The 22,348-nt window shown below is 73.6% G+C and carries 25 protein-coding genes; 13 read left to right on the top strand and 12 right to left on the bottom strand.

From position 1 onward, the window contains the following. Window positions 1-3: 3 nt before the first annotated feature. Genes N0B34_RS08625 through N0B34_RS08615 form a run of 3 tightly spaced genes read right to left on the bottom strand, consistent with a single transcriptional unit; the run spans window position 4 to window position 2,680 of the window. Entirely contained in the window at window positions 4-972 is a 969-nt protein-coding gene (locus N0B34_RS08625) for a COX15/CtaA family protein (RefSeq protein ID WP_263730940.1), read from the bottom strand. 41 nt (window positions 973-1,013) lie between these two features. After that, window positions 1,014-1,760: an ABC transporter permease gene (locus tag N0B34_RS08620; protein ID WP_263730939.1), complete on the bottom strand. Its 747-nt coding sequence runs from the start codon at window positions 1,758-1,760 to the stop codon at window positions 1,014-1,016. After that, complete coding sequence (locus N0B34_RS08615) at window positions 1,757-2,680, bottom strand: ABC transporter ATP-binding protein (RefSeq protein ID WP_263730938.1); 924 nt, start codon at window positions 2,678-2,680, stop codon at window positions 1,757-1,759. Before N0B34_RS08615 ends, N0B34_RS08620 begins: the two co-directional genes overlap by 4 nt. Window positions 2,681-2,770: 90 nt before the next feature. Between N0B34_RS08615 and N0B34_RS08610 the strand changes: the two genes are divergently transcribed. The 9 genes from N0B34_RS08610 to N0B34_RS08570 all read left to right on the top strand — a co-directional run bounded on the left by N0B34_RS08610 (window position 2,771) and on the right by N0B34_RS08570 (window position 11,434). Beyond that, the gene (locus N0B34_RS08610) at window positions 2,771-4,432 is read left to right on the top strand and encodes a bifunctional 3'-5' exonuclease/DNA polymerase (RefSeq protein ID WP_263730937.1); all 1,662 of its coding nucleotides are present in this window, start codon (window positions 2,771-2,773) and stop codon (window positions 4,430-4,432) included. 192 nt (window positions 4,433-4,624) lie between these two features. Then, complete coding sequence (locus tag N0B34_RS08605; protein ID WP_263730936.1) at window positions 4,625-5,386, top strand: helix-turn-helix transcriptional regulator; 762 nt, start codon at window positions 4,625-4,627, stop codon at window positions 5,384-5,386. Next, complete coding sequence (sufB, locus tag N0B34_RS08600) at window positions 5,383-6,831, top strand: Fe-S cluster assembly protein SufB (protein WP_263730935.1); 1,449 nt, start codon at window positions 5,383-5,385, stop codon at window positions 6,829-6,831. The genes N0B34_RS08605 and sufB overlap by 4 nt, the downstream gene beginning before the upstream one ends. Beyond that, window positions 6,831-8,081 (top strand): Fe-S cluster assembly protein SufD, encoded by a 1,251-nt coding sequence (gene sufD, locus N0B34_RS08595; RefSeq protein WP_263730934.1) that lies wholly within the window; start codon window positions 6,831-6,833, stop codon window positions 8,079-8,081. The genes sufB and sufD overlap by 1 nt, the downstream gene beginning before the upstream one ends. Further along, window positions 8,078-8,410 carry a non-heme iron oxygenase ferredoxin subunit gene (locus N0B34_RS08590; protein WP_263730933.1) on the top strand — a complete coding sequence of 111 codons (333 nt, stop codon included), beginning with the start codon at window positions 8,078-8,080 and terminating at the stop codon, window positions 8,408-8,410. The genes sufD and N0B34_RS08590 overlap by 4 nt, the downstream gene beginning before the upstream one ends. Before the next feature lie 14 nt (window positions 8,411-8,424). After that, a complete protein-coding gene (sufC, locus tag N0B34_RS08585) occupies window positions 8,425-9,189 on the top strand; it encodes a Fe-S cluster assembly ATPase SufC (protein ID WP_263730932.1) in 765 nt (254 codons plus the stop codon). Between the two features lie 48 nt (window positions 9,190-9,237). After that, a complete protein-coding gene (locus tag N0B34_RS08580; protein WP_263730931.1) occupies window positions 9,238-10,575 on the top strand; it encodes a cysteine desulfurase in 1,338 nt (445 codons plus the stop codon). 11 nt (window positions 10,576-10,586) lie between these two features. After that, a complete protein-coding gene (sufU, locus tag N0B34_RS08575) occupies window positions 10,587-11,093 on the top strand; it encodes a Fe-S cluster assembly sulfur transfer protein SufU (RefSeq protein ID WP_263730979.1) in 507 nt (168 codons plus the stop codon). Further along, the gene (locus tag N0B34_RS08570) at window positions 11,090-11,434 is read left to right on the top strand and encodes a metal-sulfur cluster assembly factor (RefSeq protein WP_263730930.1); all 345 of its coding nucleotides are present in this window, start codon (window positions 11,090-11,092) and stop codon (window positions 11,432-11,434) included. Before sufU ends, N0B34_RS08570 begins: the two co-directional genes overlap by 4 nt. Before the next feature lie 111 nt (window positions 11,435-11,545). Here N0B34_RS08570 and N0B34_RS08565 read toward each other — a convergent pair whose 3' ends face one another. From N0B34_RS08565 to N0B34_RS08550, 4 genes are all read right to left on the bottom strand, one after another. Next, the gene (locus N0B34_RS08565; RefSeq protein WP_263730929.1) at window positions 11,546-12,433 is read right to left on the bottom strand and encodes a neutral zinc metallopeptidase; all 888 of its coding nucleotides are present in this window, start codon (window positions 12,431-12,433) and stop codon (window positions 11,546-11,548) included. A 65-nt stretch (window positions 12,434-12,498) separates the two neighbouring features. Continuing rightward, window positions 12,499-13,131 (bottom strand): energy-coupling factor transporter transmembrane component T family protein, encoded by a 633-nt coding sequence (locus N0B34_RS08560; RefSeq protein WP_263730928.1) that lies wholly within the window; start codon window positions 13,129-13,131, stop codon window positions 12,499-12,501. After that, window positions 13,128-13,865: an energy-coupling factor ABC transporter ATP-binding protein gene (locus N0B34_RS08555; protein WP_263730927.1), complete on the bottom strand. Its 738-nt coding sequence runs from the start codon at window positions 13,863-13,865 to the stop codon at window positions 13,128-13,130. The genes N0B34_RS08560 and N0B34_RS08555 overlap by 4 nt, the downstream gene beginning before the upstream one ends. After that, on the bottom strand, window positions 13,862-14,542 hold the full coding sequence (locus N0B34_RS08550; protein WP_263730926.1) for a biotin transporter BioY: 681 nt from the start codon (window positions 14,540-14,542) through the stop codon (window positions 13,862-13,864). The genes N0B34_RS08555 and N0B34_RS08550 overlap by 4 nt, the downstream gene beginning before the upstream one ends. 192 nt (window positions 14,543-14,734) lie before the next feature. Between N0B34_RS08550 and abc-f the strand changes: the two genes are divergently transcribed. Then, window positions 14,735-16,333 carry a ribosomal protection-like ABC-F family protein gene (gene abc-f, locus N0B34_RS08545; RefSeq protein ID WP_263730925.1) on the top strand — a complete coding sequence of 533 codons (1,599 nt, stop codon included), beginning with the start codon at window positions 14,735-14,737 and terminating at the stop codon, window positions 16,331-16,333. A 56-nt stretch (window positions 16,334-16,389) separates the two neighbouring features. On the opposite strand, the gene N0B34_RS08540 is transcribed toward abc-f, so the two are convergent. From N0B34_RS08540 to N0B34_RS08530, 3 genes are read right to left on the bottom strand one after another with little or no spacing between them, the layout of a single operon-like run. Next, the gene (locus tag N0B34_RS08540) at window positions 16,390-17,421 is read right to left on the bottom strand and encodes an SURF1 family protein (RefSeq protein WP_263730924.1); all 1,032 of its coding nucleotides are present in this window, start codon (window positions 17,419-17,421) and stop codon (window positions 16,390-16,392) included. Further along, entirely contained in the window at window positions 17,418-17,681 is a 264-nt protein-coding gene (locus N0B34_RS08535; protein ID WP_263730923.1) for a hypothetical protein, read from the bottom strand. Before N0B34_RS08535 ends, N0B34_RS08540 begins: the two co-directional genes overlap by 4 nt. Further along, window positions 17,678-18,100: a DUF3099 domain-containing protein gene (locus N0B34_RS08530; protein WP_263730922.1), complete on the bottom strand. Its 423-nt coding sequence runs from the start codon at window positions 18,098-18,100 to the stop codon at window positions 17,678-17,680. Before N0B34_RS08530 ends, N0B34_RS08535 begins: the two co-directional genes overlap by 4 nt. Before the next feature lie 111 nt (window positions 18,101-18,211). Here N0B34_RS08530 and fabG point away from each other — a divergent pair, with 111 nt between their 5' ends. From fabG to N0B34_RS08515, 3 genes are read left to right on the top strand one after another with little or no spacing between them, the layout of a single operon-like run. Next, window positions 18,212-18,955, top strand: coding sequence for a 3-oxoacyl-ACP reductase FabG (gene fabG / locus N0B34_RS08525; protein WP_263730921.1), 744 nt, complete (start codon window positions 18,212-18,214; stop codon window positions 18,953-18,955). Between the two features lie 55 nt (window positions 18,956-19,010). Further along, window positions 19,011-19,778: an enoyl-ACP reductase FabI gene (fabI, locus tag N0B34_RS08520; RefSeq protein WP_263730920.1), complete on the top strand. Its 768-nt coding sequence runs from the start codon at window positions 19,011-19,013 to the stop codon at window positions 19,776-19,778. Window positions 19,779-19,810: 32 nt separating this feature from the next. Then, a complete protein-coding gene (locus N0B34_RS08515; protein ID WP_263730919.1) occupies window positions 19,811-20,359 on the top strand; it encodes a SixA phosphatase family protein in 549 nt (182 codons plus the stop codon). 9 nt (window positions 20,360-20,368) lie between these two features. Here N0B34_RS08515 and serB read toward each other — a convergent pair whose 3' ends face one another. Both serB and N0B34_RS08505 read right to left on the bottom strand, forming a co-directional pair. Beyond that, window positions 20,369-21,031 (bottom strand): phosphoserine phosphatase SerB, encoded by a 663-nt coding sequence (gene serB, locus N0B34_RS08510; RefSeq protein ID WP_263730978.1) that lies wholly within the window; start codon window positions 21,029-21,031, stop codon window positions 20,369-20,371. Window positions 21,032-21,083: 52 nt separating this feature from the next. Next, window positions 21,084-22,325, bottom strand: coding sequence for a glucose-1-phosphate adenylyltransferase (locus N0B34_RS08505; RefSeq protein ID WP_263730918.1), 1,242 nt, complete (start codon window positions 22,323-22,325; stop codon window positions 21,084-21,086). Window positions 22,326-22,348: the final 23 nt, after the last annotated feature.

The following is a 22,348-nucleotide window of genomic DNA, read 5'->3' as shown; positions in this document are numbered from 1 at the left end:
CGTTCAGGCCGCGCGGGCCGCTGCCGCGGGCTGCGGACCCGGTGCCGGGAGAGCAGGTACCGGACCGCGCGTGCGGAGCGTGCCGGCCAGCAGGACGACCGCGACGACGAGCGCTGCAGCGCCCAGCATGTGCAGGTCGACCAGTGCGATGGGCAGCCCGGTGAACAGCTGGACGTACCCGATGAGCGCCTGCGCCGCGGTGACGGCGAGGAGCAGCCAGGCGGCTCGTCGGGCGGTGGGCGGTCCGGTACGACGCAGCCGCAGCAGGACGGCGACGAGCAGCGCGACGAAGAGCCAGACGGTCAGCGAGTGCACGCGCGCCATCTGGAACGGGTCGACGGCGAACCGGTAGCCGACCCGGTCGTCGCCCGAGTGGGGGCCGGCCCCCGTCACCACGACGCCGAGGGCGACGACCGCGACGGCCGCGGCACCGAGCCCGGCGACCAGCCGGCGCGTGACCCCGTCGACCACGGGCACCGACGGTGCGTCGCTCTCCCGCGATCGGACCACCAGCCACGTCGACACGGCGACGAGCACCATCGACAGGAGCATGTGGCCGCTGACGACGGCCGGCGGCAGCTGGTACAGGACCGCCATCCCCCCGACGACGGCCTGGACGACGACGCCGACGAGCGGCACCCACGCCATCGTCCGGTAGGACGCCGAGCGACGACGGTCGAGGCCGACGAGGAGCGCGACCGCGAGCGAGACGACGACGAGGACGCCGGTGATGGTGCGGTTGCCGAACTCGATGAACGGGTGGTAGCTGGTCGCGTCGTGCACGGTCGGCGTGAAGTGCCCCGGCTCGCAGCTGGGCCACGACGAGCAGCCGAGGCCGGAGGCCGTCAGGCGCACCAGACCGCCGGTGACGATGATCAGCACCTGCGCGACGAGGTTGGCCACCACCGCGCGCCAGCGCCAGACGTCGAGGCGGTCGCGGACGGGAGGTGCGGAGGCCGCTGCGCTGGTCACGGTCACCAGGGTAGATCGCCGCGGGAACCGGTCCCGGCGGGCTACGACCAGCGGAACCAGCGGGCGGCCGCCGCGGACAGCGCGGCCGCCCACACGGCGAGGACCACCAGCGGCCCCGCGGCCCAGGTGCCGTGCAGCAGCGCGGCGCGCAGCCCCTCGCCGAGCGCGCCCGACGGGAGCCACCCGACGACGTGGGCGAGCCCGGCGGGCAGCACGCTCGCGGGCAGCACCACCCCGCCGAAGGCCAGGATCACCAGCACGAGGTTCGCCAGCGCGATCACCGCCTCGGCGCGGACCCGCCCCGCGGCGAGCAGGGCCGCGGCGCCCCAGGCCGTCGTGCCGAGCAGCCACGCGACGACCGCCGGCAGGATGCCACCCGGGTCGGGCCGCCAGCCGAGCGCGACGGCCGCACCGCCGATCACCACGACCTGCATCACCTGGACGGCCAGCACCGCAGCGAGCTTGCCGACGAGCAGCCCGGTGGGGCCGAGCGGCGTGGTCGCCATCAGGCGCAGCACCCCGTTGCGCCGGTCGAACGCCGTGGTGATCGCCGGTGAGGTGAAGGCCGAGCTCATCAGCGCGAACGCGAGCACGCCCGGTGCGACCAGGTCGATGCGGGTCGCGCCGCCGGTGTCCAGCGCGACGAAGGTGGCCCGGGCGAGGCCGCCCAGCAGGATCAGCGGCAGCAGGACCGTCACCATCACCTGCTCGCCGTTGCGGAGCACCGCGCGCAGCTCGAAGGCGCTCTGCGCGGCGATCCGCCGGGAGGCGGGGGCGGCGGTGGTCATCGCAGGCTCCGCCCGGTCAGGTCGAGGAAGACGTCCTCGAGCGTGCGGCGGCCGAGCTCCAGGCGGGTGACCTGCACGTCCGCATCGGCGAGCGTCGCGGTGACGGTGGCGACCGACCTGGGGTCGACAGGTCCGGCGACGCTGCAGGCCGTGCGGCCGGCGGCCTCGACCGTGAACGCCGATCCCAGCGCCGCGGCCAGCACCGCCGGGTCGAGGGGCTGAGCGGCCTCGACGCGCAGCGTGGTGGTGCCCCCCGAGGCGACGAGGTCGGCGACCGTGCCGGAGGCGATCGCACGGCCGTGGTCGACGATCACGACGTGGTCGGCGAGGGCCTCCGCCTCGGCCATGAAGTGCGTGGTGAGCACCACGGACACCCCGTCGGCGGACAGCTCGCCGACGAGGTCCCACACGGCGCGGCGCGCCTGGGGGTCCAGCCCCGCGCTCGGCTCGTCGAGGAAGACCAGGCGGGGACGTCCGACGAGCGCCACCGCCAGCGCGAGCCGCTGCCTCTCTCCGCCGGACAGCCGTCGCACGGAGGTGCGCGCGAACGTGCGCAGCCCGAGGCGTTCCGTGAGCTCGCCGGTGTCGACCGGGTCGGCGTACATGCGCGCGACGTGCTCCAGGACGTCGCCCGCGCGCTGCGTGTTCGGCAGGCCCCCGTCCTGGAGCATCACGCCGACCAGCGGCCGTAGGGCCGTGGCGTCGTGCGCGGGGTCGAGCCCCAGCACCCGCACGTCGCCGCCGTCGCGATGCCGCAGACCCTCGCAGATCTCGACGGTCGTGGTCTTGCCGGCGCCGTTGGGGCCGAGCACCGCGGTGACCTGTCCGGACTCCGCGACCAGGTCGAGCCCCTCGACGGCGACGTCCGTGCCGTAGCGCTTGAGCAGCCCCGTCACCTCGACGGCTGGGGAGAGCGGCACGGGCGCGACTCTATCCCGGCGCCCTGAGGCCTCCGCCACGGGCGGTGGCGGACCGCGCGCCGCGTGGGTGGTGTGCGGCAGGGTGGTCGCGTGCTGCTCCTGGTCACCCGGCGCTCCGACGGGACGACCGCACGCGTGCGCCGGGTGGACGAGCAGGTGCCGCACGGCCTCGTCGGCCGCGAGTCGGCGCCGCGCTGGGTGTGGAGCGACACGTCGGCCCTGTACCCCGGGCTGCTGGCCGACGGGGTGCGGGTCGAACGCTGCCTGGACCTGCGGCTCGCACATCGCGTCCTGCGGCTCGCACCGGCAGCCGCGACCTCGCCGCTGGCGACCGCCGCCGCCGGCCCGTTCGACGCGCCGGCTCCGGCCGAGCCCGAGCCTTCCACCGGGACGCTCTTCGAGGAGGGCCGGGCCGAGCGGCCGATCGACGAGGAGACCTGCCTGGCCGAGCTCACCGCGCAGGACGACGCCGTGGGGTCCGCCGCCCCACCGGCACGGTTGCGGCTGCTGCTGGCTGCCGAGTCGGCCGGTGCGCTGGCCGCGGCGGAGATGCGCCATGCCGGTGTGCCGTGGGACCCGGGGGTGCACGACGAGGTGCTCCGCTCGCTCCTGGGGCCACGTCCGCGTGCCGGCGAGCGTCCCCGTCGTCTCGAGCAGCTCGCGCAGCAGCTGCGGTCGGAGCTGGACGCACCGGCGCTGAACCCCGACTCGCAGCCGGACCTGCTCCGTGCGCTGCGCCGCGTCGGGCTGCCCGTGACCTCCACCCGGAAGTGGGAGCTCGAGGGCCTTGACCACGCGGCTGTCGCACCGCTGGTGGAGTACAAGCGGCTGTCGCGCCTGCACACCGCCAACGGCTGGGCGTGGCTGGACAGCTGGGTGCACGACGGTCGGTTCCGCCCCGAGTACGTGGTCGGAGGGGTGGTCACCGGCCGGTGGGGGAGCAGCGGCGGCGGTGCGCTGCAGCTGCCGCGTCACCTGCGGGGAGCCGTGCGTGCCGACGAGGGGTGGAGCCTGGTGGTCGCTGATGCGGCGCAGCTGGAGCCGCGGGTGCTGGCCGGGCTGGCGCACGACGAGCAGCTCGCCGCAGCCGGCCGGGGCCACGACCTCTACGCCGCCATGGTGGCGGCCGGGGTGGTGCCGGAGCGGGCGCTGGCGAAGGTCGGCATGCTGGGCGCGCTCTACGGCGGCACCACGGGCGCGAGCGCGGCGGTGCTGCCGCGGATCGCCCGGGCGTACCCGGACGCCCTGGCGTACGTCGAGGCGGCCGCTCGCGCGGGCGAGCGCGGGGAGGTGGTCACCACCCTGCTGGGGCGCGGCTCGCCGCGCCCCGGGGAGGCCTGGGCCCGGTCCCAGGTCGAGGCGCTGTCCGACGAAGCCGGTGCGGGGGAGGAGTCCCGGGCGCGCGCGGTGAGCCGGGGCTGGGGCCGGTTCACCAGGAACTTCGTCGTGCAGGGCACGGCAGCGGAGTGGGCGCTGGCGTGGATCGCCGAGACCCGACGCAGGTTGTGGGCGATGGGCCAGACGGCTGTGGTCGGCCGCGCGGCGGAGCCGTTCGCCGCGCGTCCGCACCTCGTCTACTTCCTGCACGACGAGCTGGTGGTCCACACGCCTACGGCCCTGGCGCCCGCGGTGCTCGAGGAGGTCCGCGCGGCCGCGGTGGCCGCCGGGCGGCTGCTGTTCGGCGACTTCCCGGTCGAGTTCCCGCTCTCCGTCGGCGTCGCTGCGTCGTACGGCGACGCCAAGGGCGCCTGACCTGCGCGGTCGTGCGCGCGGTCGGCCGCTGGGCGGTCGCATCGCGGACGAGGAAGGTGAGCCTTGCTTGCCGGGATGTATTTTGGCAACAACGATGTTGCCGATATCGGGAGCGACGAACCCGCCGCTCCGGACGTCCCGCCCGGCGCCGTGCGCGCCGGAGCGGTGCGAGTCTCCCCTGGAGGTGTGCGCATGAGCAGCCTGCTGCCCGTCGCTGCGCCCGTCGACGGTGCGCCCAGCCGCGCCGTGGACGACCTGGAGACCCGGACCCGTCAGCGGGTACTCGAGCTGATCGCGACGGACGGCCCGATCAGCGCCGCGGAGCTCGCGGCGTCCCTCGACCTCACTGCAGCTGGGGTGCGTCGCCACCTCACGGCGCTCGAGCAGCGCGGGCAGATCGCCCCGCACACCGCGGCGGGGACCGCCCCGGCACGGCGCGGTCGCCCGGCCCGCCGATTCGTCGTCGCCTCTCGCGGTCAGCACGACCTGGAGCACCGGTACGCCGAGATCGCCGCCGAGGCGCTCGCGTTCCTGGCCAGCGCGGCGGGGGCGCAGGCGGTCGAGCAGTTCGCGGCCGAGCGGGTGGGCGACCTCGAACGGCAGATCGCCCCCGCCGTGGATGCCGCGGGGACCGACGTCGCGGCCCGTGCGGAGGCGCTCGCGCGCGCCCTGGACGACCATGGCTACGCGGCGTCGGCACGACCGGTGCCCGGGACGGAGGCCGTGCAGCTGTGCCAGGGCCACTGCCCCGTGCAGGACGTCGCGGCCCAGTTCCCCCAGCTGTGCGAGGCGGAGACCCGCGCGTTCGGCCACCTGCTGGGCGTGCACGTCCAGCGTCTGGCCACCCTCACCTCCGGCGGCCACGTCTGCACCACCAGCATCCCCACCGGCACCCGCCGGGTCCCAGCAGCACCGACCACCCCCGTGATCGCGACGGAAGGACCGACAGCATGAGCGCACCCACGGAGCCGATCACCACGCCTTCGACCCAGCTGACGCAGGACGAGGCCATCGCCTCGATCGGCACCTACGGCTACGGCTGGCACGACAAGGACGTGGCCGGCGCGAGCGCGCGCCGCGGCCTGTCGGAGGACGTGGTCCGCGACATCTCCCGGCTGAAGAACGAGCCGGAGTGGATGCTCAAGACGCGGCTGAAGGCCCTGCGCCTGTTCGACAAGAAGCCGATGCCCGCCTGGGGCGCCGACCTCTCCGGCATCCACTTCGACAACATCAAGTACTTCGTCCGGTCGACGGAGAAGCAGGCCGCCAGCTGGGAGGACCTGCCCGAGGACATCAAGAACACGTACGACCGGCTCGGCATCCCGGAGGCGGAGAAGCAGCGCCTGGTCGCCGGCGTCGCCGCGCAGTACGAGTCCGAGGTGGTGTACCACCAGATCCAGGAGGAGCTGGAGAAGCAGGGTGTCGTCTTCCTCGACACCGACACCGGCCTCAAGGAGTACCCCGAGATCTTCGAGCAGTACTTCGGCTCGGTGATCCCGCCGGGGGACAACAAGTTCGCGTCGCTGAACACGTCGGTGTGGTCGGGAGGCTCGTTCGTCTACGTGCCGCCGGGCGTGCACGTCGACATCCCGCTGCAGGCCTACTTCCGGATCAACACCGAGAACATGGGCCAGTTCGAGCGGACGCTGATCATCGCGGACGAGGGCTCGTACGTGCACTACGTCGAGGGCTGCACGGCGCCGATCTACCAGAGCGACTCGCTGCACTCCGCGGTGGTCGAGATCATCGTGAAGAAGAACGCCCGCGTGCGGTACACGACCATCCAGAACTGGTCGACCAACGTGTACAACCTGGTCACCAAGCGGGCGACGGTCGCCGAGGGCGGCACGATGGAGTGGGTCGACGGCAACATCGGCTCCAAGGTCACCATGAAGTACCCGGCGGTCTACCTGATGGGCGAGCACGCCAGCGGCGAGACGCTGTCGATCGCATTCGCCGGCGAGGGCCAGCACCAGGACACCGGCTCGAAGATGGTGCACGCCGCGCCGAACACGTCCAGCCACATCATCAGCAAGTCGGTGGCACGCGGCGGTGGCCGCTGCTCGTACCGCGGCCTGGTGCAGATCCTCGAGGGGGCCGAGGCCTCCCGGTCCTCGGTGCTGTGCGACGCGCTGCTGGTGGACCAGATCTCGCGGTCGGACACCTACCCGTACGTCGACGTCCGCGAGGACGACGTGACGATGGGCCACGAGGCGACGGTCTCCCGCGTCAGCGAGGACCAGCTGTTCTACCTGATGTCCCGAGGCCTGCCCGAGCAGGAGGCCGTGGCGACCATCGTGCGCGGGTTCGTCGAGCCCATCGCCCGTGAGCTGCCCATGGAGTACGCGCTCGAGCTCAACCGCCTCATCGAGCTCCAGATGGAAGGTGCCGTCGGCTGATGACGACCACGACGAACGAGCCCGCCGGGCTGTCGACCGACCACTCGCGGGCGGTCGCCGACCAGGCGCACAGCCACGGTGTGGCGACCGTCCCCGAGACGAGCCGCGCCGCCCGGCGCACCAGCTTCGACGTCGCCGACTTCCCCGTGCCGACCGGCCGCGAGGAGGAGTGGCGGTTCTCGCCGATGGACCGCCTGGCCCCCCTCGTCGCGGCCGACGGCGGGGTGCTGACCGGCCACGGCGTGCTCACCACCGTGGTGGAGAGCCCCGAGGTGCGGGTCGAGATCGTCGAGCGTGACGACGAGCGGCTGGGCCGCGCAGGCCGCCCCGGCGACCGGATCGCGGCCGCCTCGTGGGCGTCCTTCCCCCGCTCGACGGTGGTGACGCTGCCGCGGGAGGCCGTGGCGTCCCAGGTCACCTCGGTGGTGCTCGAGGGCTCGTCCACGGACCCGACGGCGGCGCACCTGCTGGTGCACGCCGAGCCGATGTCCCAGGGCACCGTGGTGATCGACCACGTCGGTCAGGCAGCGCTCGCGGAGACCGTCGAGATCGTCGCCGACGAGGGTGCGCACCTCACCGTCGTGTCGCTGCAGGACTGGGCGCCGGGCTCGGTGCACGACGCCGCCCACCGGCTGCGCATCGGTCGCGACGCGACCGTGCGGCACATCGTCGTCACGCTCGGCGGGGACGTCGTCCGGATCACCCCCGACGCGGAGTTCGTCGGCGAGGGCGGTGACGTCACGGCGCTCGGCCTGTACTTCGCCGACGCCGGCCAGCACCAGGAGCACCGGCTGTTCATCGACCACGCGGTGCCGTCGTGCCGCTCGCGCGTGACCTACAAGGGCGCCCTGCAGGGCGAGGGCGCGCACGCCGTGTGGGTCGGCGACGTGCTGATCCAGGCGCAGGCAGAGGGCACCGACACGTACGAGCTCAACCGCAACCTGGTGCTCACGGACGGCGCGCGTGCCGACTCGGTACCCAACCTCGAGATCGAGACCGGTCTGATCGAGGGTGCGGGCCACGCCAGCGCGACCGGTCGGTTCGACGACGAGCAGCTGTTCTACCTGCGCTCGCGCGGCATCCACGAGGTCGATGCGCGACGTCTGGTCGTGCTCGGCTTCTTCGCGGAGGTGCTGCACCAGATCGGCGTCCCCGAGATCGAGGACCGCCTGCTCGCCTCGATCGAGCGCGAGCTGGCGGCGTCCGGTGCGGTCGTCCTCGAGGCGGCCGCCGAGGCGGAGCAGGCATGAGCGCTCAGCGCGTCTGCCTGGCCTCGGACGTGCCCGTCGCCGGCACCCTGCGGGTGGAGCTCGAGGGCGCCGACGGCACGGTCGAGGTGGCCGTCGTCCGTGACGAGGACGGCGAGCTGCACGCCATCAGCGACATCTGCTCGCACGGCCAGGTCTCGCTGTCCGACGGCGAGGTCGAGGGCGCCACGATCGAGTGCTGGCTGCACGGCTCACGCTTCGACCTGCGCACCGGCAAGCCGCTGTCCCCGCCGGCCGTCCGGCCCGTCCCCGTCTACCCCCTGACCGTCGAGGGCGAGCAGGTGCTCGTCGACGTCGACGCCCCGCTCTGAGAACGAGGAGAACCATGTCCACCCTGCAGATCTCCGACCTGCACGTCAGCGTCGAGACCAAGGAAGGGCCCAAGCCCATCCTCCGTGGCGTCGACCTCACCGTGAACAGCGGTGAGACCCACGCGATCATGGGGCCGAACGGCTCCGGCAAGTCCACGCTCGCGTACTCGCTGGCCGGTCACCCGAAGTACCACGTCACCTCGGGCTCCGTGACGCTGGACGGCCAGGACGTCCTCGCGATGAAGGTCGACGAGCGCGCCCGCGCCGGCCTCTTCCTGGCCATGCAGTACCCGGTCGAGGTGCCGGGGGTCTCGGTGTCGAACTTCCTGCGCACGGCCAAGACGGCCGTCTCCGGTCAGGCTCCGGCGCTGCGCACGTGGGTCAAGGACGTGCGGACCGCGATGGACAACCTGCGCATGGACCCGGCGTTCTCCGAGCGCTCGGTGAACGAGGGCTTCTCCGGCGGCGAGAAGAAGCGCCACGAGATCCTGCAGATGGAGCTCCTGGCACCGAAGTTCGCGATCCTCGACGAGACGGACTCCGGTCTCGACGTCGACGCGCTGCGCATCGTGTCCGAGGGCGTGAACCGCGTGGCGAGCAAGACGGACGTCGGCGTGCTGCTGATCACGCACTACACCCGGATCCTGCGGTACATCCGCCCCGACTTCGTGCACGTCTTCGTCGACGGGCGCATCGCCGAGGAGGGCGGCTCCGACCTGGCCGACCGGCTCGAGGACGAGGGCTACGACCGCTTCACCCAGGGCGCCCCGCTCGTCTGAGCCCGGCCTGCACCTGCCTACCCAGCCGACCGTCCGAGCGGAGGACCGATGACCAGCACGCTGGACGCCACCCGCACGCTGAGCCCCGAGGAGCTCGCCGCGGTGCGGGCGGACTTCCCGCTGCTGTCCCGCACCCTGCGCGACGGGCGGCCGCTGGTGTACCTCGACTCGGGTGCCACCTCGCAGAAGCCCGAGGTGGTGCTCGACGCCGAGGAGGACTTCTACACGCAGCGGAACGCCGCCGTGCACCGCGGTGCGCACCAGCTCGCCGAGGAGGCGACCGAGGCGTTCGAGAACGCCCGGTCGCGCGTCGCGACGTTCGTCGGCGTGGCGGCCGACGAGCTCGTGTGGACGTCCAACGCGACCGCGGGGATCAACCTCGTCGCGTACGCGATGTCCAACGCGAGCCTCGGCCGCGGCGGGGCGGCGGCACGGCGCTTCGCGCTCGGCCCGGGCGACGAGATCGTGGTCACCGAGGCCGAGCACCACGCCAACCTCGTGCCGTGGCAGGAGCTCGCGGCGCGGACCGGGGCGACCCTGCGCTGGCTCGGCGTGGACGACGACGGCCGCATCCGGCTCGACGACCTCGCGACGGTGGTCGGGGAGCGCACGCGGGTGCTGGCGTTCACGCACGCCTCGAACGTCACCGGGGCGATCACGCCGGTCGAGGCGTTCGTCGCCCGCGCGCGTGAGGTCGGTGCGTTCACGGTCCTGGACGCGTGCCAGTCCGTCCCGCACCTGCCGGTGGACCTGCATGCGCTCGGGGTGGACTTCGCCGCCTTCTCCGGTCACAAGATGCTCGGCCCCACCGGTGTCGGCGCCCTGTACGGGCGCCGCGAGCTGCTGGCGGACCTGCCGCCGTTCCTCACCGGCGGGTCGATGGTCGAGGTGGTCACCATGGAGCAGACGACCTTCGCGCCGCCGCCGCAGCGGTTCGAGGCCGGCACCCAGATGGTCGCCCAGGCCGTCGGCATGGGGGTCGCGGCGGACTACCTGGCGGAGCTCGGCATGGATGCGGTGGCGGCGCACGAGCGGCAGCTCGCCGGGCTGCTGCTGGACGCGGTCGCCTCGGTGCCCGGCGCGCGGGTGATCGGCCCGACGGAGAACCGGGACCGGCTCGCCACGGTGTCGTTCGTGGTGGACGGCGTGCACGCGCACGACGTCGGGCAGGTGCTGGACGACGCCGGCGTCGCCGTGCGCGTCGGTCACCACTGCGCCCAGCCGCTGCACCGCCGCTTCGGCGTGGCCGCGACGGCGCGCGCCACCGCGTCGGTGTACACCACCGAGGCGGAGATCGAGGTGTTCCGGGAAGCGCTGGCGGGGGTCCGGGCGTTCTTCGGTGCGGACGACGACGCGCGCGTCCACCGACACGGAGGTGACCAGTGAGCTCCGGCTCGATGGAACAGCTGTACCAGCAGGTGATCCTGGACCACGCGAAGTACCCGCACGGGCGCGGTCTGCCCGAGGGGTCGGGCACCGTCGCGGTGGCGATCGCCGAGCACGCCGACGCCTGTGGGGTGTCCCACCAGGTCAACCCGACCTGCGGCGACGAGCTGACGGTCCGGGTCGACGTGGACACCAGCGGCCCCGTTCCGGTGGTGCGCGACCTGCGCTGGGACGGCCAGGGCTGCTCGATCTCGCAGGCGTCGGCGTCCGTGCTGCACGACCTCGTCGTCGGCCAGGACCTGCGCACGGTGGACGCGCTGCACGACTCGTTCCGTGCGCTGATGCAGTCCCGCGGCGCGGGCCTGGACGACGAGGCCGCCGAGGAGGCGCTGGGCGACGCCGCGGCGTTCACCGGCGTTTCCCGCTACTCCGCCCGCGTCAAGTGCGCCCTGCTCGGCTGGGTCGCCATGTCCGACGCCCTCATCCTGTCCGGCGCCCGTACCCAGGAGGACGCATGAGCATCGACCAGAACCCCGGCGCCCGTACGGAGCCGGCCACCGCAGCCGACGTCGAGGAGGCCATGCGCGACGTGATCGACCCCGAGCTCGGCGTGAACGTCGTCGACCTCGGGCTGGTGTACGGCGTGCTGGTGGACCAGACCAACACCGCGACGATCGACATGACGCTGACGTCGGCGGCCTGCCCGCTGACCGACATGATCGAGGACCAGACGGCCCAGGTGCTCGACGGCATCGTCGACGCCTTCCGCATCAACTGGGTGTGGATGCCGCCGTGGGGCCCGGAGAAGATCACCGAGGACGGGCGCGAGCAGATGCGGGCCATCGGCTTCAACATCTGACACCGCCGCGTCGGCACGCCCCTGCGACGCCGGTCGTGGGGGCGTCGTCGTCCCCGCGTGACCGTGCGCCTCTCTGCATCCCGGCGCGTCAGGGTGCTGTCAGAGGTGCTGTCAGAGGCTCGGCGCCGAGAAGGTGTCGCACGCGGCCAGGGTGCCCTTCTGGTACCCGGTGGTGAACCACCTCTCGCGCTGGGCACTCGATCCGTGGGTCCACGTGTCCGGGTCGACCCCGCCGTCGGACTGCTGCTGGATGTGGTCGTCGCCCACGGCCTGCGCCGCGGCCAGCGCGTTCGACAGCTGCTGCGGCGTGACGGGGTCGAGGAAGACCACCCCCGTCTGGGGGTCCTTGGTCGTCGCGGCGTGGCCGATCCAGATGCCGGCGTAGCAGTCGGCCTGCAGCTCGAGCTTGACCGAGTCGGACGTCGCGCCGGTGCCCTGGTGGTCGGTCCTGCCCATCGTGCCGAGCAGGTTCTGCACGTGGTGCCCGTACTCGTGGGCCGTGACGTACATCTCCGCGAGCGGTCCGTCCTCGGCCCCGAACTGGCTCTGCAGCTGGTCGTAGAAGCCGAGGTCGAGGTACACCGTCCGGTCCGTCGGGCAGTAGAACGGCCCCGTGGCGCTGGAGGCGGTGCCGCAGCCGGTGCTGGTCTGCGAGGTGAACGAGACCACCGGCGGCTGGCTGAACGGCGTGCCCTGGGCGGCCAGCGTCTGCTGCCAGTAGGCGTCCAGGCCCTGCACGGTCGCGGAGAGCCGGCAGTCACGCTGGGTGTTCGCCTGCTCCGCCGAGCAGCGCTGGATGGTGGTGCCCTGGGACGTGCCGCCGGACTGCGACCCACCGCCCACCGCGTCCAGCACGTCGCCGAGGTTGCCGCCGTTGAGCAGCGTCACCAGCACCACGACCACCAGTCCGGTGATGCCGCCGCCGATCTCGATCCCGCGTCCGGGTCCGCGGCTCTGCACCCGGCCACCCTCGAAGTCGCCGCCCTCGTGGAACGTCACGCGGGGACGCTAACCCGGCACCCGTCCTCCGGCCACCGGATGATCCGCCGCCGGTGCCGACCGACTCAGTCGTCCGGCAGCCCGCGAGCGGCGAGCGCCTCGCCGACCCGTCGGGCGTGCGCGACGGTGCGCACCCCGGCCGGCACCACGAGCGCGCGTGGTGACCGGTCGAGCCCGCGGGCGCGGGCGGCGTCGGCCGACTCGCCGAGCACGGTGACCAGGACCGGGACGGAGCGCAGCATGACCGCGACCCCGAGGCCGACCGATCCGGGCCGCACTCCGAACCGCTTCAGGTGCGTGGTGGCCCCGGCCACGGTGCTCACCAGCTCGTCCGCCGGGGTGGTCGCCGCGAGCACGACGCCGGCGAGCACCACGGCGAGCAGGTCCAGCGCCCCCGCGACGCCGGCTGCTGCGCCGCCGGTCCACCAGCGTCCCAGGCCGACGAACGCCGCCGCGACCAGGCCGGGCCTCAGGCCGAGCACCAGCCGCCGCCACGGCAGCTGGGCGACCGCGGCGGCGCCGCACGCAACGAGCACCCCGGTCACCGCGGCCGGCACACCGGGCACCAGCACGACCGCCGCGGTGAACACCGCGGTGCCGAGCAGGGACGCCCACACCGGCAGACGGTGCAGCGGGCTGGTGCCGGGGACGTACAGGCCGAGCGGTCCCGTCCAGCCGTCCCGTCGGCCGCGCCTCACGGCGCGTGCGCCGCGGCGGGCCGCGGCACCCCGCTCATCAGCGCCCGGTACGCCGCCAGGGCGGTGGCGGGCGGACCGTCGTGCACCAGCTGCCCCTCGTCGACCACCAGCACGCGGTCGGCGCGGGCGGCCGCCTCGAGGTCGTGGGTGACCAGCACCACCTGCTGCTCCAGGGCGTCGAGGAGCTGGTCCACGACGCGCCGCCACCGCAGGTCGAGCAGCGTGGTCGGCTCGTCGCACACCAGCACCGCGGGTTGCGTGGCCAGCACCGCGGCCAGCGCCAGCAGCTGCCGCTGGCCGGCGGACAGCACGTGAACCGGCAGGTCGGCGTGGGCCGCGAGGCCGAACCGGTCGAGCCAGGCGCGCGCTGCCGAGCGGCTCTCCGCGGTGCTGCCCACCGTCCGGCGCAACGAGAGCGCCACGTCCTCCGCGGGCGTCGGCATCACCACCTGGGCGTCGGGGTCGGTGAACAGGAAGCCGACCCGGCGGCGCACCGCCGCGCCGTCGTGCGCGGTGTCGAGACCGTCGACCCGCACCGTGCCGGCGGAGGGGAGCACCAGCCCGTCGATCAGACGGGCCAGGGTGGACTTCCCGGAGCCGTTCGCACCCACCACAGCCACCCTGCGCTCGGCCAGCGACAGCGTCACCGGACCGAGGATCCGCACGGTGCGGTCGCGACCGCTGACCGGATCGGGGCTCCAGACGGTCACCTCCGCCCGGTCGAGCTCGATCACCGCCGGTCGCGCAGCAGGTCCGGGAACGCCCGCAGCGCCGCCGCGGCGACGGCCGCCGCCAGCAGGCACTTGATCAGGTCACCGGGCCAGAAGCGCAGGTCGACGACGAACGCCGCCCGCACCGACATGCCGGTGCGCCAGGCGAGGCCGGCGATGCCGAGCGGCCGGACGACCAGCCAGGTGGCGGCCACCCCGGCCGCGGCGAGCACCAGGAACCGGCTCGCCGGTCGGGCCTTGCGCGCCGCTCCGGCGAACCACCCCGTCAGCGCGGTGGCGGGCACGAACGCCGCCAGGTAGCCGACCGTCGGACCAGCCAGCACGCCGATGCCCCCGGTGCCACCGGCCAGCACCGGGACGCCCGCCAGGCCCACCACGAGGTAGAGCGCGACCGCCAGTGCACCTCGACGCGCACCCAGCAGCAGTCCCGCGAGGGTGATGGCGAACGTCTGGAGCGTGATCGGCACGGCCGTTCCCGTGGGGATCGGCGGCAGCACCGCACAGGCCGCGATGAACGCCGCGAGCACCCCGACCAGGGCGACGTCACCGGCGGGGGAGCGTCGCGCGACAGGCGCCGGCAGGAGGGCCTCGCGCGGCCCGCCGAGGGCGGTCAGCCCGTCCGCGGCCCGACCTCCGGTCGCGGCGTCGTCGGGCGTCGGGCTGGGGAATCCGCTGGACATCGGCTGCTCCGGTCGTCAGGGTCGGGTGGTCGGACGCGTCGAGCGTCCGGCAGTCGTGGTCCGGGCCTGGTCCGGTCGGTGGCACCGGCGGGGGAGGCTGTTCGGACCTCGGTCACGCTAGCCGGTCGTAGACTGGCGGGCGTTTGTGCCCCGGCCCAAGGCCCGAGCGCCCGTCGTCGGAGGAACCCACCAGTGATCGTCGCCCAGGGCGTGGAGCTGCGCATCGGCGCCCGCGTCCTTCTCGAGCCCACCAGCTTCCGCGTCGCCGCCGGTGACCGGATCGGCCTCGTCGGCCGCAACGGCGCGGGCAAGACCACCCTGACCCGCGTGCTCGCCGGTCAGGGGCAGCCCACGGGTGGTCAGGTGACCCGCGGCGGTGAGATCGGCTACCTGCCGCAGGACCCGAGCACGGGGGACGCCGACCAGCTGGCGCTGCACCGTGTGCTGTCCGCCCGCGGGCTGGACGAGGTGGTGCGGGCGATGCGGGAGACCGAGGGCGCGATGGCCAGCGCCGACGACGCCACCCGCGAGACCGCGATGGAGCGGTACTCCCGCCTCGAGGCCCGGTTCACCGCCGCGGGCGGGTACGCCGCGGAGAGCGAGGCCCACCGGATCACCTCGAACCTGGGCCTGGACGACCGGGTGCTGTCGCAGCACCTCGGCACGCTCTCGGGCGGCCAGCGGCGCCGCGTCGAGCTGGCCCGCATCCTGTTCTCCGGTGCGCAGACGCTCCTCCTCGACGAGCCGACCAACCACCTCGACGCCGACTCGATCGCCTGGCTGCGCGACTGGCTCAAGGCCTACTCCGGCGGGTTCGTCGTCATCAGCCACGACGCCGAGCTGCTGCGCGCCTGCGTCAACAAGGTGTTCCACCTCGATGCGAACCGCGGCGTGATCGACCAGTACGCGCTCGGCTGGGACGCCTACCTGACGCAGCGGGAGACGGACGAGAAGCGCCGCCGCCGGGAGCGCGCCAACGCCGAGAAGAAGGCGGCGGTACTCCTGGCGCAGGCCGACAAGATGCGCGCGAAGGCGACCAAGGCGGTCGCCGCGCAGAACATGGCCAAGCGTGCGGAGCGGCTCCTGTCCGGCCTCGAGCAGGTGCGTGCGTCCGACAAGGTGGCGCACCTGCGCTTCCCCGACCCGGCGCCGTGCGGCAAGACCCCGCTGACGGCGGAGGGCCTGTCGAAGTCGTACGGGTCGCTCGAGGTGTTCACCGACGTCGACCTGGCGATCGACCGCGGGTCCAAGGTGGTCGTGCTCGGTCTGAACGGCGCGGGCAAGACGACGCTGCTGCGGATCCTCGGCGGCCTCGAGCCGAGCGACACCGGCGAGGTCCGCCCTGGTCACGGCCTCAAGCTCGGCTACTACGCCCAGGAGCACGAGACCCTGGACCTGTCCCGCACCGTGGTGGAGAACCTCCGCTCGGCGGCTCCCGACCTGACCGACACGCAGGTGCGCTCGGTGCTGGGCTCGTTCCTCTTCTCGGGGGACGACGCCGACAAACCGGCGAACGTGCTCTCCGGCGGGGAGAAGACACGGCTCGCGCTCGCGGCCCTGGTGGTCTCGAGCGCCAACGTGCTCCTGCTGGACGAGCCGACCAACAACCTGGACCCGGCGTCACGCGAGGAGATCCTCGCGGCGCTGCGCGGCTACGCGGGCGCGGTCGTGCTCGTCAGCCACGACGAGGGTGCCGTCGCGGCGCTGAACCCGGAGCGGGTGCTGCTGCTGCCGGACGGTGCCGAGGACCTGTGGGGACCGGACTACCTGGACCTGATCGCCCTGGCCTGACGCCGGACGCGCGGTACCTGCGGCGCGACCGACGCCATCGGACCCTGGGCCGCCGCTCAGCGTGCTGCGGCGTCCTCCGGACGGCCGGACGCCCCGCTTGGCGACCCGCCGCCGAGCTGCGCGTCCACCAACGCGTCCTCGGCGAGCTCGTCACGCCCGGGCCGGCGCCGTGGCCGCTTGTGCGACGACCCGGCCGCAGCACGGCCCACGTCGGCCGCACCGGAGCCCTTCGCCGGTGGCGTCACCGGCCCGGGCGTCTCGTCCCGTCGCGCGTCGTCGCCCACGGACGCGCTCGTGGTCGCGGCCGCGAGGCTGTCCCCCTCGTCGAGACGTCGTGCCGGTGCGGCGCCCCGCTCCTGGCGCTCGTCCAGCAGCTCGCGCCGGGCGGACCACACGCAGGCGGCGAACCCGCCCAGGGCGAACACCCACCACTGGAACGCGTACGAGAGGTGCGGACCGGGGTCCGTGTCCGGCGGGTCCAGGGCGCCCAGCGCCTGCGCCGGAGCGGGGTCCTCGGTCGAGACCGCCACGTAGAACGGGTACGCGGTGCCGGCCGGGGCGGCGGGTCCGGCCGCTGCGAGCACCTGCGGGACGTCGATCGACTGCACCTGACCGGGAGGCGCCCCTCGGGTCGATGCGGTCTCCGGCATACGCACGCGGCCGACCAGGGTGGTCGTGCCGGCCGGTGGCGCGGCAGGTGTCGGCGCGGTCGACCCGTTGCTGCCGATCGGCACCCAGCCGCGGTCGACCACCAGCACGGACCCGTCCTGCGTCACGAACGGCACCAGCACGTGGTAGGCCGAGTGGCTGGCCACCGGCCGGTTGCGCAGCAGCACCGTGGCGGAGGGCACGTAGTGACCCTCCGCACGGACGGAGCGCCACTCCGACGCCGGCGTCAGGCCGGTCCCGGACGGCGCGAGGGTGCTCAACGGAACCGGGGCCGCCGCCCAGTTCGCCTGGACGACGGCGATCAGCCGGTCCTTCACCACGTGCCGGTGCCACTGCCACCGACCGAGGAAGGTGCAGGTCACCGCCACGACGACACCGATCAGCACCAGCCCGACGGCCCGGCGAACCGCCGGCCTCACGGTGTGGGCCCGCCCTGGTCCGACTGCACCAGCTCGTCGACCGGCACGACGTCCCGAAGGAACGCCCGCACCTGCAGGTACTCCGACAGCGAGCCGCGGTGCTCCTCGCACGCGAGCCAGACCTTGCGCCGGTCCGGGGTGTGCAGGCGAGGGTTGTTCCACAGCAGCCCCCAGGCCGCCGGCTGACGGCAGCCGCGCCCGCTGCAGACCAGCTCGCCGACCGTGTCCGGCACGGCCGTGCCCCGGTCCGCCTCGCTCATCGCTCTCCTCCGGCCTGCCGTCGCCGTTCTTCGGACGTCGCACGGGACGCCGCGCCGTCGGCCGTGGTGCCGGTGTCGCCGCGGTCTGCCGGGGCCGCCCGCCCGTCCGGTCGCGACGAGCTGCCGATCAGCCGCGGGTCGAGGAAGGACGCGTCGCGGGCCTGCCGCTCACGACCCGCGTTGGCCACCAGCACCGCCGTGTACGGGAGCACCACGGCGCCGATCACCAGCAGGACGGTCACCAGCACCGGCACCCGGTGGAACGTGGCCACCGCCCCGACGAAGCACACCACCCGGATGCCCATCTGGATCAGGTAGCTGCGCTGCCGGCGGGACTGGTCGGCCGACAACGAGGGTGGTGCGGTGGTGATGCGGTGCACCGGAGGCTGCTCCGGCGGCAGCCCGCTCGGCGTGCTCACCCACAGATCCTAGGTCGGCGGTCCCTTGTGGACCTTCCACAACAGCGGACCGCCGGACGTTAGCCGTGCCCTCCGGCGTCCGGCCGTCGTCGTCGGCTAGCGTCGTGACCCGTGCCTGCCTCCGACGAGACCCAGCCCCAGCCGGCCCGTGCCCCCCGCAGCGTCCTCGTGACCGGCGCCGGACGAGGCATCGGCCGCACCATCGCCGAGCGCTTCCTCGCCCTGGGCGACAAGGTCGCCACCCTGGACCGGACGGCCGACTCGCCGGCGGGTGCGCTGGCCGTCGTCGGGGACGTGCGCGACACCGCGTCGGTCGACGCGGCCTTCAGCGAGGTCGAGGCGGCTCACGGACCCGTCGAGGTGCTCGTCGCGAACGCGGGCATCACGCGCGACCAGCTGCTGCTGCGGATGACGGACCAGGAGTTCGACGATGTGCTGGACGTCAACCTCGCCGGAGCGTTCCGGGTGGTGCGACGTGCCTCCAAGGGCATGATCCGGATGCGCCGTGGGCGGATCGTGCTGATGGGGTCGGTCGTCGGCCTGTACGGCGGCCCCGGCCAGGTGAACTACTCCGCCTCGAAGGCGGCCCTTGTCGGCATGGCTCGCTCGGTCACCCGAGAGCTCGGCGGCCGCGGCATCACCGCCAACGTCGTCGCGCCCGGCTTCATCGACACCGCGATGACCCAGGCGCTCCCGCAGGAGCGGCAGCAGGCGTACCTCGCCGCGATCCCCGCCGGCCGCTTCGGCGACGTGGACGACATCGCCGGTGTGGTGGAGTTCCTCGCCTCACCGCTCGCCTCGTACATCAGCGGCGCCGTCATCCCGGTGGACGGCGGCCTCGGCATGGGCCACTGACCCCCACCTCGCGACCTCCTGAACCTGACGCATCCGATCGACGAAGGGTCCCCCCATGGCTCTGCTGGACGGCAAGTCGCTGCTGATCACCGGGGTGCTCACCGACACCTCGATCGCGTTCCACGTCGCCCGCCTGGCCCAGCAGGAGGGCGCCGACGTGGTGCTCACCTCGTTCGGCCGTCAGTTCCGGCTGACCGAGGTGATCGCGCGGCGGCTCCCCAAGCCGGTGCCGGTCGTCCAGCTCGACGCGACCAGCGAGGACGACCTCGCGGCGCTCGCCGACCGGCTGCGCGAGCACACCGACCACCTGGACGGCGTGGTGCACTCGATCGGGTTCGCACCGCAGTCCGTGATGGGCGGCAACTTCCTCGCCGGCCAGTGGGACGACGTGGCGACCGCCCTGCACGTGTCCGCGTTCTCGCTCAAGTCCCTCGCGGTGGCGGCCCAGCCCCTCCTCGTGCGCGGCTCGGCCGTCGTCGGCCTCACCTTCGACGCCCGCTACGCCTGGCCGGTCTACGACTGGATGGGCGTCGCCAAGGCGGCGTTCGAGTCCACGGCCCGGTACCTCGCCCGCGACCTGGGCCCTTCCGGGGTGCGGGTGAACCTGGTGTCCGCCGGGCCGATCCGCACGACCGCGGCCAAGTCGATTCCGGGGTTCGAGGCGATGGAGGGCGGCTGGCCGAACCGGGCGCCGCTGGGCTGGGACGTCCACGACCCCGAGCCGACGGCACGTGCGGTCGCTGCGCTCCTGTCGGACTGGTTTCCCGCGACGACGGGTGAGATCGTGCACGTCGACGGTGGCGTGCACGCGATGGGCCAGTAGCCCGCGGGCCGCCGTGGGGGAGGGCGACCCAGGTGGCCGACGACGAGACCGACGCGGTGCAGCCAGGTGCTGCGCCGCCGACGCGCACGTTGCTGCTCCTCCGGCACGCCAAGGCGGACCGGCCGCACGGCGTGGTCGACCACGAACGTCCGCTGTCGCTGGAGGGGCGCCGTCAGGCGGCGCAGGTCGGTGCCCGGTGGGCGGCAGCGGGGCTGCTGCCTGACGTCGTCTGGTGCTCGTCCGCCCTGCGGACCCGTCAGACGTGGGAGCTGGTCGCTCGGTCCTCCGGCGCCGAAGCCCGGCTGCTGCTGAGCGACGACGTGTACGACGCGGGGGCGGCCGACCTCGTGGAGCTGTTGCGCACCACCCCCGCGGATGCGCGGACGGTCGCCGTGGTCGGCCACGAGCCGTCCATCTCGACGGTGTCGGCGGTCCTCGCCGCGCTGGGGTCGGACCCGGCCGCCGTGGCGCAGGTGCGCGCCGGTGTGCCGACCGCGGCCTGGAGCGTGCTGCGACCGTACGACGGCTGGTCGGAGCTGGGCCGTGGCCGCGCCCGGCTCCTCGCGGTGCACCGACCCTGAGGGGCCCGGCTACCGGAGGCGAGGCACCAGCAGCGGAGGGAGCTCCAGGACGGCGTCGAGGCGGCCCGTGACGGCGGCGTCCGCCTGCGCCGCCACCACCGGCTTGGCGTTGAACGCCACGGAGAACCCCGCCGTCGCCATCATCTCCAGGTCGTTGGCCCCGTCGCCGATCGCCACCGTCCGGTCCAGCGGCACGCGCAGCTCCGTCGCCCACTCGCGCAGCGCTGCGGCCTTCGCAGCCCGGTCGACGACCGCCCCCGCGACTCGACCCGTCAGGTAGCCGCCCGCCACCTCGAGCCGGTTCGCCCGGCGCCGCTCGATCCCGAGCCGCTCGGCCAGCGGGCCGACCACCTCGATGAACCCGCCGGACACGAGTCCGAGCGGCCAGCCGCGCTCCCGCAGCCCGGCGACGAGCTCCTCGGCTCCCGGGGTCAGCTCCACCTCGTCGAGGACCTCGCTGAGCACCCGCAACGGCAGCCCGGCGAGCGTGGCGACACGCTCCCGCAGCGACGCGGCGAAGTCGAGCTCACCGCGCATCGCACGGTCGGTGATCGCCGCGACCCGCTCCCGGCTGCCCGCGTGCGCGGCCAGCATCTCGATCACCTCACCGGTGATGAGCGTGGAGTCCACGTCCATCACCACCAGCCGGTCCGGGCGGGCCGCGAAGGGCATGGTGGTCACGCGCGCAGGCTAGCGGGCCGGCGCGGGGGAGCGTCCTGTGGTGTCAGTCCGCGATGACGGTGCCCTTGGGGACGACGGTGACGCCGCTCTCCGTGATGGTGAACCCGCGAGCCAGGTCGTGCTCGTGGTCCAGGCCCACCCGGGCGCGCTCGGGGACGATGACGTTCTTGTCGAGGATCGCCCGGTGCACCTGCGCGTACCGGTTCACCTGCACGCCGTCCATCAGCACCGAGTCCGTCACCTGTGCCCAGGAGTGCAGCCGTACACCGGGGGACAGCACGGAACCGGCGACGGTCGCACCGGACACGAGCACCCCCGGGGACACGATGGAGTCGGCGGCGTGCCCGAGACGTCCCGGGCCGGCGTGCACGAACTTCGCCGGCGGCAGCCCGATGTAGCCCGTGTAGAGCGGCCAGTCGTCGTTGTAGAGGTTGAACACGGGCTCGATGGAGATCAGGTCCTGGTTCGCCTCGTAGTACGCGTCGATCGTGCCGACGTCGCGCCAGTAGTCGCGGTCGCGGTCGGTGGAGCCCGGCACGTCGTTGCGGATGAAGTCGTAGACGCCCGCCGTCCCCTGCGAGACGAAGTACGGCACGATGTCGCCGCCCATGTCGTGGCGCGAGTTGACGTCCTCTGCGTCCAGCGTGACCGCCCGGACCAGGGCGTCGGCGTTGGCCACGTAGTTGCCCATCGAGGCGAGGATCTCGCCGGGGGAGTCGGGCAGGCCGACGGGGTCGCTCGGCTTCTCGCGGAAGGCGGCGATCCGCGTCGGGTCGTCCGTCGCCGTCTCGATGACGCCGAACTGGTCCGCCCAGCTGATCGGCTGGCGGATGCCGGCCACCGTCAGCTCCGCTCCCGAGTCGATGTGCGAGTCGACCATCTGGGAGAAGTCCATGCGGTAGACGTGGTCGGCGCCGACGACCACCACGATGTCGGGACGCTCGTCGTCGATGATGTTCAGGCACTGGTAGATCGCGTCCGCGCTGCCGAGGTACCAGTGCTTGCCGACCCGCTGCTGCGCCGGCACCGCGGCGACGTAGTTGCCGAGCAGCTGGGACATCCGCCACGTCTGCGCCACGTGCCGGTCCAGGCTGTGCGACTTGTACTGCGTCAGCACGATGACGTGCAGGTACCGCGAGTTGATCACGTTGGACAGCGCGAAGTCGACGAGACGGTAGATCCCGCCGAAGGGCACCGCTGGCTTGGCGCGGTGGGCGGTGAGCGGCATCAGCCGCTTGCCCTCCCCACCTGCGAGGACGATAGCGAGGACGCGCGGCGTTGCCATGGCACGAACCCTAGGCCCACGCG

It is taken from the genome of Cellulomonas sp. SG140, assembly GCF_025770785.1.
Classification (GTDB): Bacteria; Actinomycetota; Actinomycetes; order Actinomycetales; family Cellulomonadaceae; genus Cellulomonas.
The sequence above is the reverse complement of the archived record's forward strand: the minus strand, read 5'-3'. Positions and strand labels throughout refer to the sequence as shown.

Bases quoted from the DNA above. Each gene is read 5' to 3' on its own strand.
- N0B34_RS08620 (WP_263730939.1), bottom strand. From the start codon at position 1,760: ATGACCACCGCCGCCCCCGCCTCCCGGCGGATCGCCGCGCAGAGCGCC.
- N0B34_RS08605 (WP_263730936.1), top strand. From the start codon at position 4,625: ATGAGCAGCCTGCTGCCCGTCGCTGCGCCCGTCGACGGTGCGCCCAGC.
- sufB (WP_263730935.1), top strand. From the start codon at position 5,383: ATGAGCGCACCCACGGAGCCGATCACCACGCCTTCGACCCAGCTGACG.
- sufD (WP_263730934.1), top strand. From the start codon at position 6,831: ATGACGACCACGACGAACGAGCCCGCCGGGCTGTCGACCGACCACTCG.
- N0B34_RS08590 (WP_263730933.1), top strand. From the start codon at position 8,078: ATGAGCGCTCAGCGCGTCTGCCTGGCCTCGGACGTGCCCGTCGCCGGC.
- sufC (WP_263730932.1), top strand. From the start codon at position 8,425: ATGTCCACCCTGCAGATCTCCGACCTGCACGTCAGCGTCGAGACCAAG.
- N0B34_RS08580 (WP_263730931.1), top strand. From the start codon at position 9,238: ATGACCAGCACGCTGGACGCCACCCGCACGCTGAGCCCCGAGGAGCTC.
- sufU (WP_263730979.1), top strand. From the start codon at position 10,587: ATGGAACAGCTGTACCAGCAGGTGATCCTGGACCACGCGAAGTACCCG.
- N0B34_RS08570 (WP_263730930.1), top strand. From the start codon at position 11,090: ATGAGCATCGACCAGAACCCCGGCGCCCGTACGGAGCCGGCCACCGCA.
- N0B34_RS08550 (WP_263730926.1), bottom strand. From the start codon at position 14,542: ATGTCCAGCGGATTCCCCAGCCCGACGCCCGACGACGCCGCGACCGGA.
- N0B34_RS08535 (WP_263730923.1), bottom strand. From the start codon at position 17,681: ATGAGCGAGGCGGACCGGGGCACGGCCGTGCCGGACACGGTCGGCGAG.
- fabI (WP_263730920.1), top strand. From the start codon at position 19,011: ATGGCTCTGCTGGACGGCAAGTCGCTGCTGATCACCGGGGTGCTCACC.
- serB (WP_263730978.1), bottom strand. From the start codon at position 21,031: ATGCCCTTCGCGGCCCGCCCGGACCGGCTGGTGGTGATGGACGTGGAC.
- N0B34_RS08505 (WP_263730918.1), bottom strand. From the start codon at position 22,325: ATGGCAACGCCGCGCGTCCTCGCTATCGTCCTCGCAGGTGGGGAGGGC.